Consider the following 16,649-nt stretch of genomic DNA (forward strand, 5'->3'; position numbering starts at 1 on the left):
TTTTAATGATATGTATTCTCATTAAGCTTATTTCTCTTTAATTGATCGTTAGTTATTATGTACTACTATCTCTGCTTTTTTGATCTGTGACAGTTCAGGGTGCGGAATGTGGGATACAAATATACAAATATACAAATATATACAAATATATACAAATACAGCAGTTTCCGATATTATGAAGTACAGATATTAATAATAAAACTTTTGTGGTGCGGGCATCTTGCCCGCACAAGGTGTACCTCACTCAAAGCTACTTGCTGTAATATAATGGCGACAATTTAGAACGTTATGCGAAAGTAAATCGGAAAAGTTTAATAGGGATTTCCGCGCTATTAGTAGATGGGAAGCAACAAGCCAAATTTGTTTTGATTGTGGCTACAAGTTGGGTAAACTTGATTTAAAAATTTGGAAAATGGCTCAGGTCAGATTTGAACTGACGACCCCAGGCTTATGAGTCCCGTACTCTAACCAACTGAGCTACTGAGCCGCGTTGTTTAACCAACTCTTATTAATATAGCATACAAATTTCCAATTGACAACTATCAATTTGTAAAATTTCCCAAATTTCCCAAATTTCCCAAATTTGCCTAAAACTAAAAAGAGGGAGTTTACCCCCCTCAATTTACCAAAAAACCCTTTAATTCCTGATTATCTGGAATTACAAACGATTTGGCAAGAAAGCGATAGGGTTAACAGCACCCTTACCCGAAGGATGAACTTCAAAATGACTATGAGGTCCAGTGCTGAAACCAGTGCTACCCATAGCCGCAATAGTCTGACCTTGTTGCACCCTTTGACCAGCTTGCACCAAAATCCGGCTGTTATGTCCATAACGAGTTAAACTACCATCATCATGGCGGATATCCACAACGTTACCGTAACCACCGCTATTCCAGCCGGCCTTCTCGACCACACCAGCAGAGGAGGCATAAATGGGTGTACCGACTGAGTTAGCAATATCAATCCCTCTGTGCATTCTTCCCCAGCGCCAGCCGTAACCAGAAGTAAGGACTCCTTTTGCTGGCCAAATGTAACTGGTAGGAGTAGAATTAGATGGGAAATTGGGATTTTCCTCAGTTGTTTTTGGCAAGTATATATCCACTGCTGCCAAAGGTGGTAAAGCTGGAGAGACATTAGTTCCTCGCAATTTACCTAAAGAGTCAGAAGCACTTATTCCAGGAGAAGGAACTGTTAATTTAATCCCAGATGAATTGGGGGTAGAATTCCAGCCAACACCGGTCTTACTGGGCATAAATTCTGGGTTAATTGGCTCATTGGTAGACCCTGAATCTGTAACTAGAGGCTGAACAGGTTGATTGTTATAGCTGGGTAATATCGCTTTGGGTACAGGAATCTGTAGTCCAACTTGAGACACTACGCGATTATTGGTTGATTCAATAGGAACAGGTACAGACTGGCTATTATTTTTAGAACCTGTAGCAGCCACACCAGATTCTTGAGCGCGGTATTTATAACGCAATCTCTCAATTTCTGCTTGTAAGCTGCGAATACGTTCATTACCTTTACCTTTAGATACCTTTTCCACCGGTTTTGGCGACAAGTTTCTTGGTAATGGAGCATCACCACCTAATCCAAAAGATTCACCCGGAGTGGGTAATGCTTGCGGGATAGCAATAGGGATCTGCCCTTGGTTATAATTTGTTATGGGCGCGGGTGTTATGGGCGCGGGAACATTAATACGGTTAGTGATACTAGGATTGTTATTCTTTTGCCGCTCCCCTGTCACCACTGGTACTGGGATAGTTACGCTATTATTAGTAGCACGACTATCAAGAGCTTTAGGCTGCTCTGTTGCTATGGGCGAAGGAACTATAACACTAGTATTGTTAGCAACAAAGGAGTTAGTGTTAAAACTAGGAGTGTTTACAGGATTATCTACTCTATTAACCTTCTCTACCATCTTCGCTGCTGGAATAATTAGGTTTTGACTAATTTGCAGTTGATAAGGATCGCTAAGATTATTAGCTTTAATTAGCTCGGAAACTGAAATACCATAATTGTTAGCTATCTCTGCTAATGTATCTCCGGGCTTAACCTGATATGTTGAAGGAGGCAATTGTGCGGCAACTTTTGTGGAAGTTGATCCAGGCATTGCTATTTGCTGTACCGTCGCACTGGGTTCCTGGTTCTGTTTTAACTCAGTTACAAGTTCAGCTTGGCTCGAACCAGTCAAATTCTTGGACTGTTTTGCGACAGAGTTATTAGATCCAGTGGTTGGCTGCTCTTCATTTATACCAGTGTTTGATCGATTTTGCGTTCTCTGAGCCCGTAACTGTGCCAAACTATTTCTTAACCGGGTTGATTTCTCCTGCAAGCGATTGAGAGCTACCTCTTGCTGTGCTTTTAGTTTGGCATCAACACTTCCACCGGCTAATTCCGCCGCTGCAACCTCGTTAGACAATTGTTGTGCTGCTTCGGTTTCTTGGTTATCGGCTGCTAATGTAGACTGAATTGGGCGGTTGCTCACTCCCTGTGCTAATTGGCTTTGTGAGTGGACAGAATTTTTTTCAGCCGCGTTAATAGGTGAAATTACATTGGATGTAGTTTCTTCTCTTCGAGACGCTTCACTGAGGACAGGTGTGTTGTTGGTGGCAATTTGCCATTTAGCTTCCGGTCCAGGTACTCGTGAAACTACTGTTGGTTCTAATATGACAGGATTTACTACACCCCCTACCTGTGAGATACTTTGGGACTCCAGCTTGGTGGCGGTAAATTTCATCTCAGTCTCAGAAACAACAGAATTTGTTGAAGCTGCTTTTTGACTGTCAACAGGAGCTGCTGCTTGGGCTTGATCACTTTGTCGAGTCACCAAAAGGCTGGCTGCTCCCATGGATATTGCCAAGCCAATCATGGCGGCCTGATGAGTCCGTGACCGGAGGGTTATTTGGGGATTTTTGTCATCAGTTGTTTGCCCTCCCGGGGCATCATCACGGCTGGGGCTATTTTTTAACACAGCCTGCCCTCTTTTTTTCAATGCTCGTTTCAAAGACAACCTCCTATGATCAATACTTTTTAACTGACCTTGATTTTTAAGTTAGATATTATTTAATGATTGATATCACATCAAACTACACATCAAGATCACATTCACCAGAGATATTTACGCAAGACTAACCTGCTTCTGGTAATTTGGACAAGTTCATGCACCTTGGTAAATCTGAAAATTTTTGGTGATGCCTTGTCTGAGTCCCTCCTCACAACCCAAGAATGTTAGCTCTTGACAATTATCTAAGCTCATTTGCTGGCGGCAAATAGCACGAACTAAACAAATATCATAGCAAGTCTTGGTCTATTGGCGCTGTTGGCTCATCAGCTTCTGCACAGGCGATCCTCCGGCTTTAACTATTTTCAAGATTTTTTGACTCAATCCGTTCTATCAACAGCACACTTTACGTTTATTATGATCTAAAAAACAACCGTATCTAATATCAGCAATTTTTGCATCTTTCTGTCGTAGTCTTGGATACATATCTCTCATAATCATTAATAGTCAAGGTTTTTGCTAATTTTCTCTCCTGAGGAATCAAAACCTGGAAGCTACAAAAATTTATCCTTGGCAGTCTATTTACTCTCAAAATATCTATACAAATTTCTTATGTCATTTCCCGGATACTTATCCGTATTTATCACTATCTCCACGGCATTTATATTATTTAAATAACGAAAATGCCAGAAGTTTCACCATGATTCCTCTTATCTAGATATTTCTATCACATTTAATCAAAAATTTTGATTCTTCAATATTATTTCTCAATAATATTAATATTGTTAATAGATTATTGTAAGTAGCCCAACTGGCGGCGACATTCAAATAAACCTATGGCTACGCTGACGGATAAGTTTAAGCTCCTGACACCCGGTTCATACATGGGAATATATAGGGTGGAGTCACAGGTGGAAAGAATAGAACCGGGTAAACCTGCTGTTTCACTGCCAAATAATAACCAATCCTCCGCTTGAAATTGAAAATTAATGTAGTTAAAATCACCACGAACACTAAAGCCCAAACACCTACCCCCTCTTTGTTGCTTTACATTTTGAAATGCTTCTATGGATTCATGATAATGGAGTTTAACATAAGGCCAATAATCTAACCCTGCTCTTTTAAGATAGCGATCGCTAATTTCAAATCCCAAGGGTCCGACTAAATGTAATTCCGTGGCTGTGGCTGCACAAGTACGGGCAATATTGCCTGTATTAGGAGGAATTTGCGGGTTCACTAAAACTATCTGCGGCATCTTTTTGAATCTTAGTCGTCTATTCTAGAAATTCTTTTCATCTCAAAATCTATCAAAATACAGAGGCGATATATAGTTTTTTTTTATATGTCAAAAGTATTTTCCATTGATTAGTTTTTTAAATCACACCAGGTGATTTGATAACCAAATCTGAGGGAGGGTACAAAGTTGATGATCCCTCGTCCCCCCACCTCCTCTTTTACCTATTCCCTGACAGATAAACATAGTTTGCTTTCTAGTTCGGTTTCCCGTTCCTGAGTCGTCAGAATCGCTTGAGCAATTACACGCTGAATTTCAACGCCTATTTTATGTAGTTGTAACCATTGTTGAGCTTCATTACCTGTTTGTAGGATATTTTGCAGTGGGGCCAAAAAACAGCTAAAGCCGTGTTGTTTGGCAATACCCCAAATTTCTTGGTCGAGTTCTCTGATCCAATCCCTAGCCAGAATACTATTACCATCTTGCCACCGCTGCAATCTAGCGTCAAGACTATCCGTGGCAGCAGCCATTTCGTTTTTCATGGTTAAGGTGATCAGTTCTTCGGGAGAAAAAGGGCTTTGAGTTAAGGGATCAATGCTAGGATTGTCAATAATTTGGATTAACCGCGCTTCTAGCAGAGCAGTCATTGCTAATAAAGCAATGGGATCTGTCACTAAATCACAGATTCTCAATTCTAAACGATTTAGATCATAAGGACGGCGATCGCCATTTGGACGCACTGATATCCATAAATGCCTTACATTTTGCATCTTACCCGCGTCTAATTGTTCATTAACCCATTGAATATGATGGGCATGACTAGTAAATAAGGGTACATGATCGGGAGTTTGCGGGAATATGCCCCAGCGAGTGGAATGATAACCAGTAGTTTTACCATCCAGGAAAGGAGATGAAGCACTCATGGCTAGGAAGAGAGGTGCTTCCATTCTGATCACCCGACAGGCACGCATTAATACCTCTGGATCACTAATACCGATATTGATATGGACGCTGGCAGTCACCACCTTTGTCCCATAGGTTTGTTCAATGTAGTCATGATAGGGATTAGTGGGGTCAGAACGGAAAAAGCGTTGGTTCATGTCCCCGGAGGCATCTCTGCCTGGCAAGGACAAGGTACTACCCGGTATTAAAGTGTAATTATCCAACTTTTGTAAATAATTCCGTAACTTTCTTCTAGGACCTAATAAAGCGCACAATAAATTCTCATAACTCGTCGAGGGCTGAGTTATGTACTCCACATTGCGGCTATCTGGTTCACGCATAAAACCATCTAAATCGGAAATAATTTTGTCCGATAGTCCCACAATTTCACCTTGAGGCGTACCAGTATACATCTCAATTTCAAAGCCTTTTGATAAAATCATGTTATTCTCCAAAGCTGCTGGTAATGTTTATAAATTGTATCTAATTAGACGATTTTTTGCACTTGTTTGGTATATATAAGTTTTTTGACTTTATTTGACTTTATTTTATTTATAAGGCTTAGTCAGCAGTGATGAAAGAATGAACCACGATCAAGCTTGCAGCGAAAATATTCCCTAAGGATGAGAAAGAAAGTTTCAGATATCTAATCTAATTTTAACCGATTATTCTATTAAGCTTATCTTTCCCTTAATCTTTGAATGTCATTATTTGAATTGTTGCTGTTACTGGTTATGAAAACCAAGCTGCTGGAGATTTGGGAAAGATAGAGTTAACCAAATAGCTTGAACAAATAACTTGAATAGCAATGCAAAAAACTAAACAAAAATACAAACATCTTCAGTATGGCAATTCAGAACGGAAGAACAACCGCTCCTGCTTACGTCAATAAACTTCCCCAAGGCGCACAATATGCCCTTGTTCCTTTATTGACTGTAGGTGACGAAGTTCCTTTATTACAAGGTGCTTTTGGTTCTTTTACTACCAGTGCTACTGATAAATTTGCTTTCACAGGCATTCCCGACGGTTTGGGAATTTATGAGACAGCCACAGGTTACTATGTGTTTGTCAGTCACGAATTGGGTAGCACTACCAAGTCAGATTTTTCCACCACAGTCACAGGACAAATCACCGGAGCGAGAGTTTCCCTATTCCAATTCGATAAAAACTGGAAAGTTATCGGTGGTAAAAACCTAATTGAAAAAGCCGTTGATAGTACGGGAACTGAATTAGGCAAAATCACCTTTACTACTAGCGGAGCAGATATTGTCAGCCTAACCTCCACCATACCAGGTTTTGGTCGCTTCTGTTCATCCTTTTTAGCGGAGAGTGGTTTTGAAGGCGGTCCTGTATTCTTCGCACCAGAAGAATCTGACGGTAACAGCCGGGGTTGGGCAGTCACACCCGACGGCACTGCTCAAGCTTTAGATGGTTTAGGACGCTTCTCCAAAGAAAACGTAATTGCAGCATCTCAGTATCGAGCTACTAACTCCAACAAAACGGTATTATTGTCTACTGAAGACACTGGTGATGGCGAACTCTATATGTTCGTTGGTAATCAAACAGCAGCAGATCCCAACGGTTTCAAAGATGGTGATTTGTATGTTCTTAAAGTTACTGACTACAGTGGTGAAACCTTGATAGAAGGGGTAAAGGTAGGCGCTACTTGGGTTAAGGTTGACCGTAGTGTTGTATATAACACTCAAGCAACGGAAGACAGGGCTGATGATGTAGCTAAGACCACTGGATTAGATTTATCTAATTGGGTGAATGCCAGTGGCCGCTCTACCAACTTCCGCCGTTTAGAAGACATAGCAGAAGACCCAAATAATCCTGGTACTTTCTACTTTGTCACCACAGGTACAAATAATAAGGTAGACGGTACTACTACCACAGTAGCAGCAGAAGCAGAAAACCCCTACGGTAAAATGTATCGTTTCAGTCTCAACGCTGCTGACCCCACAGGTGCAATTAGTAACTTTGAATTGGTGTTGACTGGTGGACCCAATACTGGAGTTAGCTACGACAACATTGTTGTTGACAAAAACGGCAAAATAGCCATTCAAGAAGACACCACTGCTTTTGGTGGTAGTGTCATGGCCGCCCAGAACCGCGATGCTCAAATCTGGTCCTATGACATCGCTACCGATACCGTTAAGTCCTTGTTTGAAATTAACCAACAGGCTGCTGGTAATGCCTATGATATCGGTACTGGTGCATGGGAAAGCTCTGGGATTGTTGAACTACCCCAAAATAGTCTAACTGGTGTAAGTGGCTACTTGTTCGATGTTCAAGCTCACGGTCTCAACAACACTGCTGACCCGAACCAGCCCAATATTCTCAATGGCGCTCATGTAGAGGGTGGACAATTGTTAGCAGCTGTTCCTCAAGTTGCCGACAAGCCGGTAGTCAATGGCAGAACCACTGATCCTGCTTATGTAAAAGTGTTGAGTGATGTTAATTACAGACTCAATGCACTTTTGACAGCTGGGGATGAAGTGCCTCTATTAACAGGTAGTTTTGGTGCTTTTACCGCTAGTAATACCGAAAAATTCGCTTTTACTGGCACTCCTGACGGACTGGGCATTTATGAAACCGTTGATTCTTACTATGTCTTTGTTAACCACGAATTTGGCAGCACCACAACAACAGATATTTCTAGCACCATTCCTGGACAAATCACTGGTGCGCGGGCTTCCTTGTTCCAGTTTGATAAAAATTGGCGGGTAATTGGTGGTAAGAATTTAATTGAGAAGGTAGTAGATAGCCAAGGTCAAGAAATCAGTAAGATCACCATTACACCTGATGGTATTACTCAAACAGGAAATTTTGCCTTCGGTCCATTCTGTTCCAGTTATTTGGCAACTTATGGCTTTGAAGGTGGCCCAGTATACTTTGTCCCAGAAGAGTTTGGTAACGGTCGTGGTTGGGCTGTAGCAACGGATGGAACTGCTCAAGCTTTAGACGGTTTCGGTCGCTTTTCTAAGGAAAATGTAATCGCAACATCTCAATATCGGGCTACTAACTCCACTAAAACGGTACTACTGTCATCAGAAGATTCTGGAGACGGTGAACTGTATATGTTTGTAGGTAATCAAACAGCAGCAGACCCCAATGGCTTCAAAGACGGTGAACTGTATGTCCTCAAGGTGACAGGATATGACTACGAAACCTTGGCGGAAGGTACAAAGGTCAAGGCTACTTGGACAAGGGTTGATCGGTCAGTGATTTACGATACTAAAGGTACGGCAGACCGTGCAGATGACCAGCCCTGGACTAGTGGTACTGACTTGACTAACTGGGTAAATGATGTCACCCGTTCTACTAATTTCCGTCGTGTCGAAGACATCACCGAAGATCCTAACAATCCGGGTACTTTCTACTTTGTCACCACTGGTAATACAAGCACCATTCCTGGTACAACTATTGAGGATAATGCTTACGGTAAGGCTTATCGCTTTAGTTTGAATGCGGCAGATCCTACGGGAGAAATTAGCGATTTTGAATTGGTGCTAACTGGTGGTGCAAACACGGGGATTAGCTACGATAACATCGTTGTTGATAGCAATGGCAAGCTGTTACTACAAGAGGACACAGCCGGTCGTGGTGGTGAAGTTGTCAATGCTCAACAGCGCAATGACCGTGTTTACTCCTACGATATTGCTACGGATACAGTTAGACCTCTGTTTGAAATTGACCAGAATGCTCAAGGTACTGCTTTTAATAATGGTTTCGGGACTTGGGAGACATCCGGTATCGTAGAAACTACGCCTAATTCCCAACTTGGTCGCAGTTCCTATCTATTTGATGTCCAAGCTGGTGTTCGCAATGGTTTAGACCCCAACCAGTTGAATGTCCTCAATGGTAATCATTCAAATGGTGGTCAATTGTTGATTGCTACCCCAGTACCAAATGTTGAGTTGCTAGGGTTTTCTGCTTTACCTGCGGATAGTTTTGCAGAGGGTCCACAATCTGGTAATGGGATTTCTGCTAATGGTAAAACTGGTCCATTCCCTGGTCAACCAATTCAAGGTTTTAGTGCTGTTCAAATTGGCAACAATAACAGTTTTTACTTCCAACCTGATAATGGTTACGGTGCAAAAGAAAATAGCGCTGACTACTTATTACGGATTTATCGTGTAGATCCAAACTTTAAGGGTACGGAGAATGGAGACGGTAGCGTTAAGGTTTTAGATTACATCCAATTCTCTGACCCAGACAGGAAGATTACTAATTTCACAATTGTCAATGATGCAACGGCGGCTAGAAACCTGACTGGTGCAGATTTTGATATTGAGTCTTTTGTCTTTGATAAGGATGGCACTATCTGGGTTGGTGAAGAATTTGGACCTTACCTTCTACATTTTGATGCTACTGGTAAGTTACTAGAAGCTCCCATTGCTACACCAGATAGATTTAAGACTCTAGACGGCACAGCGCCCGATGTTCTTGGTCATAGGGGAGCGAGTGGCTATCGTCCAGAACACACCTTAGCTGCTTACCAGTTGGCAATTGAGCAGGGTGCTGATTTTGTTGAGCCTGATTTGGTTGTTACTAAAGATGGTGTACTCATTGCTCGTCATGAACCTGCTTTGGCGATTTTGAATGCTGATGGTTCTGTAAATACTGGTAATACAACTACCAATGTGGCTACTATTGCTAAATTTGCAGATCGGAAAAAGACTGTAATTTTAGATGGAACGTCGGTTACGGGTTGGTTTGCTGAAGATTTTACTTTGGCAGAAATTAAGGAATTACGCGCTATTGAGCGTCTGTCTTTCCGTGACCAGTCTTTTAACGGTCAATTTGAAATTCCTACCTTGACGGAAATTATTAATTTAGTTAAGGGAGTGGAAGCCAGTACAGGTAAGAAAATTGGTATCTACCCCGAAACCAAGCATCCGACCTATTCGCTTTCTGAAGCTACTTATGTAGGTACAACTACTAAGATTAACCGTAATCTGGGTCAGATCCTCATAGATACTCTGAAGGCAAATAATTTCACTGATCCTAGTCGCATTTTCATCCAGTCCTTTGAAGTTGGCAACCTCAAGGAGTTGCATGATACTATCATGCCGGCTGCGGGGGTAAATATCCCGCTGGTTCAACTTCTAGATGCCAGTGGTATTGATATCAATGGCAATATTATTGAAGATAAACCTTACGATTTTATCGTTAGTGGTGACTCTCGCACTTATGGCGATTTGCGGAGTTCTCAAGGTTTGGCTGATGTGGCGAAATATGCTGATGCTATTGGTCCTTGGAAACGGATGATTGTCAGCGTTAGGGGTACTGATGCTAATGGCGATGGCAATGCTGATGATGTGAATGGTGATGGTACGGTTAATGATGCTGATAGAACTACACTAGCTCCTACTAGCTTGGTTTTAGATGCTCATAATGCCGGGTTGTTGGTTCATCCTTACACTTTCCGTAATGAGGGACGCTATTTAGCGGCAGATTACAAGGGTGATCCTAGGCTAGAGTTCCAACAGTTCTTCCAATTAGGTGTAGATGCACTGTTTACGGATTTTCCTGATACAGGCGATACTGTCAGAGACAGATTAGTTGGTGATGCTGGGTACAACATTGTTCGTTCTCCCCAAAATCCTGATGTCCTGGCGGGAACTGCTGTTGCTAATTTAGGTCGCTCTAAGGGTTTTGAGGGTAGTGCAATTAACGCCAGCAAAACTAAGCTCTATATGCTCTTAGAGGGTACGGTTCAAGGTGATGCTGCGGGTGCTTTGCGGATTAATGAATTTGATATTGCCAGCCGCCAATACACTAGTAGGGAATTGTTCTACAGGTTGGATGATGCAGCGAATGCTATTGGTGATATCACAGTCATTAATGATAATGAGTACCTGGTGATTGAGCGGGATAATAATCAAGGAGATGCTGCTAAGTTCAAGAGAATCTTTAAGATTGACTTGTCTAGAGCAGATGCCAATGGTTATGTAACCAAGGAGGAAGTTGTAGACTTACTCAACATCAAAGACCCCAACGACATTAACGGAGATGGCAAAACTACCTTTACCTTCCCCTTCGTAACTATTGAGAGTGTTGTAGTTATTGACAAAAATACGATTTTAGTTGCCAATGACAACAACTATCCTTTCTCAGTCGGTCGTCCTCCTGCGGTAGACAACAATGAACAAATTTTGTTGAGGTTGGAGAAACCTTTAAACCTGGTCAACAGAATCAGTATTAATGATGTGACTGTGGTGGAGGGATCTGTAGATGTAAATGCTGTAGTTACAGTTACTCTGAGTGAAGCTAGTAATACTGTGGTAACGGTTGAATACGCTACCAGCGGTGGTACTGCTACTTCTGGTACTGATTTCACTGCTGCTACTGGTACTCTCACTTTTGCGGCTGGTCAGACAAGCAAGACTATCACTATTCCTGTTAGGGCTGATGCGATCGCTGAAGCTGACGAGAAGTTTACCATCACATTAACTAACCCTGTTGGTGCAACTATCCCCTTTGTTACTAGCACTGTCACTATCACTGATACTGTTACTTCTGGTTTTACTGCTACTTTAGCAGCAACAAAAACCAATCTAATTTTGACTGGTGTTAACAATATTAATGGTACAGGTAACGATGCTAATAACATCATCACTGGCAATAGTCGAAATAACAGACTCACTGGTCTTGCGGGTGATGACACTCTGATTGGTGGTGGTGGTAATGACACTCTGCTTGGTGGTTTAGGAGACGACACTTATGTTGTTGACAGCACAGGTGATGTAGTTACAGAAGTAGCTAATCAAGGTACGGATTTAGTCCAATCATTTGTTACTTACACTCTGAGCGATAATGTAGAAAGCCTCACTCTGACTGGAATAGCTAACATTAACGGTACTGGTAACAGCCTGGATAATACTATCACAGGTAACAATGGGAATAACACCCTCAATGGTGGAACTGGTGCAGATACCCTGATTGGTGGTGTGGGTAACGACATTTACGTTGTTGACAACACAGGTGATGTAGTTACAGAAGCGTTGAATGGAGGTACAGAACTGATCCAATCATTTGTCACCTACACTCTGAGCGATAATGTAGAAAACCTTACTCTGACTGGAACTACAGCGATTAACGGTACTGGAAACAGCCTGAATAATACCATTACAGGTAACACGGCTAATAACATTCTTGATGGTGGTTTAGGTAATGATACCCTTAATGGTGGTTTAGGTACTGATACTTTGATTGGTGGTTTAGGTAACGATATCTATGTTGTAGATAGCACAACTGACACCATAACGGAAAATCAGGGAGAGGGTACAGATAGAATTCAATCCAGTGAAACCTTTACTCTTGCTACCTTAAGCAATATCGAAAACCTCACCCTCACAGGAACAAACGTTATTAACGGTACTGGAAACAGCCTGAATAATACCATTACAGGTAACACGGCTAATAACATTCTTGATGGTGGTTTAGGTAATGATACCCTTAATGGTGGTTTAGGTACTGATACTTTGATTGGTGGTTTAGGTAACGATATCTATGTTGTAGATAGCATAACTGACACCATAACGGAAAATCAGGGAGAGGGTACAGATGGCATTCAATCCAGTGACACCTTTACTCTTGCTACCTTAAGCAATATCGAAAACCTCACCCTCACAGGAACAAACGTTATTAACGGTACTGGAAACAGCCTGAATAATACCATTACAGGTAACACAGCTAATAACATCCTTGATGGTGGTTTAGGTAATGATACCCTTAATGGTGGTTTAGGTAATGATACTTTGATTGGTGGTTTAGGTAACGATATCTATGTTGTAGATAGCATAACTGACACCATAACGGAAAATCAGGGAGAGGGTACAGATGGCATTCAATCCAGTGTCGCTCTTGCTCTTGCTACTTTCAGCAATATCGAAAACCTCACTCTTACAGGAACAACTGCTATCAACGGTATAGGTAACGATACCCATAACGTCATTACAGGTAATACGGCTAATAACATCCTTGATGGTGGTTTAGGCAATGATACCCTTAATGGTGGTTTAGGTACTGATACTTTGATTGGTGGTTTAGGTAACGATATCTATGTTGTAGATAGCATAACTGACACCATAACGGAAAATCAGGGAGAGGGTACAGATGGCATTCAATCCAGTGTCGCTCTTGCTCTTGCTACTTTCAGCAATATCGAAAACCTTACCCTCACAGGAACAACTGCTATCAACGGTACAGGTAACGATACCCATAACGTCATTACAGGTAATACGGCTAATAACATCCTTGATGGTGGCTTAGGCAATGATACCCTTAATGGTGGTTTAGGTAACGACAGTTTGGTTGGTGGTACAGGAAATGATACTTATTTGTTCTCCATTACCACTAGCGTCGGTACTGACATCATTACAGAGGCAGTAGTGGGTGGTCAAGATACCATTGACTTCACTGGTACAACCGCAGCAATTCGCCTAAATTTAGGCATTACTACTACTCAAACCCTGGTTGCTAATGGTTCAAAACTGACATTAACTGCCGCCAATGCCATGGAAAACGTGATTGCTGGTGCTGGAGCAGATAGAATTATCGGTAATGATTTAGATAACCGCTTGGTTGGTGGTGCTGGTAATGATGCTCTGACTGGTGGTGCTGGTAATGATACTCTGATTGGTGGTGCTGGTAATGATACTCTGATTGGTGGTGCTGGTAATGATGTCTTCAGCTTTGCAGGGGATGCTGCATTCACTGTAGCTAGTCAAGGTCTAGATACTATCCAAGACTTTGGTATCGGTAGTGACCAAATATTGTTGGGTAAGTCTGTATTCGCTTCTGTTACCAGTGTTATCGGTCAAGGATTCAGCCTAGCAGAGGAGTTTGCTACGGTTGAAGATGATGATTTGGTAGGTACTAGTAACGGACTGATTGTTTATAGCTCTAGCAGTGGTAGTCTTTTCTACAACGAAAATGGCGCGGCTGCGGGCTTTGGTGCTGGTGGTGAGTTTGCTATTCTCGCTACTGTTCCCACTTTGACTGCTAGTAATTTCTCTCTTGTTTAAGGATTAATTAGTTTACTTAATCAGTGACATCTGAGGTGGGGGATGATTCCTGGGTCGCGCTTTGCTATCATCTCCCACTTTTTTTGTTTCAAGAAGGTATAATCTGGTTCATAAGGTATAATCTCCTTACAGCCACTTTTAGGTAGGGCTTGCTGAATAAACATAAAACCGGGACAAATAAATGAATTGATGGGGATAGAAAGTGAAAAAGGTGCAAGAAAAAGAGTTAAAATGGGTAAAAACCCTTGCACAAAGGCGTATTAAGATGTATAGAAAAGCGCAAGGGCGGGAAACAGCACCGGCAAAGTTTGAATTACCCTTTGAAGAAAAATTGGCATCGGATCTTTGCTTTTGCCTAACTACCTGGTCAATTTTTTTTTGCCTTTTTCCACTTTTTCAGCAAGCCCTACATATAAATTTAGCACAGAAATTAGCTATGAACTTAACAAAGCTTAAGCTGCATACGCCTCTTTTTTCAACGTGGCTTTCAGGCTCTACCCCTTATGAAACAAGCTGTTTAGCCACCTTGTCACCCGTTAAGGTAAAGCCATCACCCTTGAGAAAAAACTTTTTGGTTTACTGCTCTTAAAGTATTGACTTGTCGTAGTAGATGTGATACTCTTACTCAAGAGAAATACTTTAAGTAGCAATGTAAAGATAGCAAAATAAAACTGTGAAAATATGAGTAATTCAGTTGAGTCTGTTGACGATTTAATTCTAGCTAGTCATGGTAACTGGAGATTTGATCAGCAAGTTAGTGAAAGTTTTGACAGTCATGTTGTAAAGAGCGTGCCTTTTTATGAAGAGATTCAAAGAATGGTAGTTGAAATTAGCGAGTATTTTATCAAAGATAATAGTGTTATATACGACATAGGTTCTTCTACAGGCACAACTTTATCACTGCTATCTCAACAACATATTTTAAAAAAAAATATTAACCTATTTGGGATAGAGGAAAGCCCATCCATGATAGAGAATGCTAGATCTAGATGTACTTCTCCAAATGTGAATTTTCTTCTTCAAGATGTAATTAGTAGTAATATATGTTTTGAAAATGCTAGTTTTGTAACTAGTATTTTAACAATGCAATTTGTACCCTTCAATTACAGGCTCAAGGTACTGCAAAGAATCTATGATGGTATAATAGGAGGCGGTGCTTTCGTCCTAGTAGAAAAAACCAGATGCGAGAGTTCATTTTTTGAAGTTCCCTGGTTAGAGCTTTACTGGGATTTTAAGGAAAGACAGGGATTAACTGACTCTATGATTAGACAGAAATCTAAAAGTCTCAGAGGAGTTTTAAATCCGTTAACCTTACAACAAAATATGGATTTGCTTCGCGAAGCAGGTTTTTCCAATATGGAAATATTCTTTAGATGGTATAATTTTGTTGGTTTAGTGGCAATTAAAGAGAATTAAACTAAAAAATCAAAAAGGAGAATAAATCTAATGGTTAATGTTGAAAATCAACGTCTAGATTCCTACACAGTTAATGGAGCTAGATTTCAACTTCTAGACCCTGACAGTAGCGTATCAAAAGAAACTACTGAGGGAGTGGACTATGAACCTGCTGTTACCCAGTATCTAAAACAAATCCTAGAAAAGGAAACCCTCTCTTTTCTGGATGTGGGAGCGCATTATGGTTACTACACAGTTTATGTTAGTAAGATAAGTCCTGATAGTCGAGTATATTCCTTTGAACCCGGGGTTAAACACCTGAAAGTATTGAGGGAAAATCTTCAAATTAACGACGTTAAAGCTGAAATTTACGATGTAGCTCTTTCTGATGAAACAAAAGAAGTTCTCTTTCATAACAGAACGATGAAATTTGCAGGACAACTGGAGACTGAAACAATTAAGGCTATAACCTTCGATGAATTGAATAATCAAGAGGATATTAGACCAGAAATAGTCAAGATTGATGTCCATGGGGCTGAAGGAAAAGTTCTATATGGGATGAAGACTGCACTCAAAGAAGCTGTTAAATATCTTTTCATTGAAATTCATGCTGCTCATTTGTTAGTGGACTATTCCTATAAAGAAATACTGGATATTCTTTTAGATTCAGGTTTTAAACTATTTGAAATGGATAAATTCAGGGACACTACTTCACCTGTTCTTGTGCCAATTGTCGGTGCTGCTTACGAAGATTTTATTAATTTTGATAAATGGACAGAAGATCAAATTAAACGTGAAAGGATGATTTTTGCGACAAAAGATCCTAACACTAAATAAAGACTAGAAGTTAATAAAAGCTAGTATAGCAAAGCAGGATTCAAAATAGAGGATACAGCACAGTATGCAAATAACATGAATACAGTGTGATCCTTTAATAAATTTAAAGCCCTTAGTTTATTTGCGCTGTGCTGTACTAGCTTACAAATACTTTTGAACCCTGGGAATCCTAATCCAAATGAAGATTAAGAAAGTACCAGAG

At 40.9% G+C, this 16,649-nt stretch carries 7 protein-coding genes, 1 tRNA gene and 1 pseudogene; 5 read left to right on the plus strand and 4 right to left on the minus strand.

Features of this window, described 5'->3' with window-relative positions; genetic code table 11:
* Positions 1-280: 280 nt before the first annotated feature.
* Positions 281-454: pseudogene (locus H6F62_RS21335) on the plus strand (hypothetical protein); the annotation flags it as partial.
* On the opposite strand, the gene H6F62_RS12970 reads toward H6F62_RS21335, so the two are convergent.
* The 4 genes from H6F62_RS12970 to gshA all read right to left on the minus strand — a co-directional run bounded on the left by H6F62_RS12970 (position 414) and on the right by gshA (position 5,623).
* Positions 414-487: transfer RNA gene (locus H6F62_RS12970), tRNA-Met, on the minus strand. The pseudogene H6F62_RS21335 and the gene H6F62_RS12970 sit on opposite strands and share 41 nt — an antisense overlap.
* 171 nt (positions 488-658) lie before the next feature.
* On the minus strand, positions 659-2,974 hold the full coding sequence (locus H6F62_RS12975; RefSeq protein ID WP_347238710.1) for a peptidoglycan DD-metalloendopeptidase family protein: 2,316 nt from the start codon (positions 2,972-2,974) through the stop codon (positions 659-661).
* A gap of 823 nt (positions 2,975-3,797) precedes the next feature.
* The gene (locus H6F62_RS12980) at positions 3,798-4,259 is read right to left on the minus strand and encodes a tRNA (cytidine(34)-2'-O)-methyltransferase (RefSeq protein ID WP_137909079.1); all 462 of its coding nucleotides are present in this window, start codon (positions 4,257-4,259) and stop codon (positions 3,798-3,800) included.
* 203 nt (positions 4,260-4,462) lie between these two features.
* The gene (gshA, locus tag H6F62_RS12985) at positions 4,463-5,623 is read right to left on the minus strand and encodes a glutamate--cysteine ligase (RefSeq protein WP_137909078.1); all 1,161 of its coding nucleotides are present in this window, start codon (positions 5,621-5,623) and stop codon (positions 4,463-4,465) included.
* 402 nt (positions 5,624-6,025) lie between these two features.
* On the opposite strand from gshA, the gene H6F62_RS12990 reads away from it, so the two are divergent.
* The 4 genes from H6F62_RS12990 to H6F62_RS13005 all read left to right on the plus strand — a co-directional run bounded on the left by H6F62_RS12990 (position 6,026) and on the right by H6F62_RS13005 (position 16,447).
* Positions 6,026-14,215 (plus strand): esterase-like activity of phytase family protein, encoded by an 8,190-nt coding sequence (locus tag H6F62_RS12990; RefSeq protein ID WP_190372223.1) that lies wholly within the window; start codon positions 6,026-6,028, stop codon positions 14,213-14,215.
* A gap of 202 nt (positions 14,216-14,417) precedes the next feature.
* Complete coding sequence (locus H6F62_RS12995) at positions 14,418-14,804, plus strand: hypothetical protein (protein WP_190372224.1); 387 nt, start codon at positions 14,418-14,420, stop codon at positions 14,802-14,804.
* Between the two features lie 92 nt (positions 14,805-14,896).
* Entirely contained in the window at positions 14,897-15,631 is a 735-nt protein-coding gene (locus tag H6F62_RS13000; protein WP_190372225.1) for a methyltransferase domain-containing protein, read from the plus strand.
* 30 nt (positions 15,632-15,661) lie between these two features.
* A complete protein-coding gene (locus tag H6F62_RS13005; RefSeq protein ID WP_190372226.1) occupies positions 15,662-16,447 on the plus strand; it encodes an FkbM family methyltransferase in 786 nt (261 codons plus the stop codon).
* Positions 16,448-16,649: the final 202 nt, after the last annotated feature.

The organism is Anabaena sp. FACHB-1391, from assembly GCF_014696755.1.
GTDB classification, from domain to species: Bacteria; Cyanobacteriota; Cyanobacteriia; order Cyanobacteriales; family Nostocaceae; genus Dolichospermum; species Dolichospermum planctonicum.

Coding starts and splice junctions, on each gene's coding strand:
- H6F62_RS12980 (WP_137909079.1), bottom strand. CDS start 4,259: ATGCCGCAGATAGTTTTAGTGAACCCGCAAATTCCTCCTAATACAGGC.
- gshA (WP_137909078.1), bottom strand. CDS start 5,623: ATGATTTTATCAAAAGGCTTTGAAATTGAGATGTATACTGGTACGCCT.
- H6F62_RS12990 (WP_190372223.1), top strand. CDS start 6,026: ATGGCAATTCAGAACGGAAGAACAACCGCTCCTGCTTACGTCAATAAA.
- H6F62_RS13000 (WP_190372225.1), top strand. CDS start 14,897: ATGAGTAATTCAGTTGAGTCTGTTGACGATTTAATTCTAGCTAGTCAT.
- H6F62_RS13005 (WP_190372226.1), top strand. CDS start 15,662: ATGGTTAATGTTGAAAATCAACGTCTAGATTCCTACACAGTTAATGGA.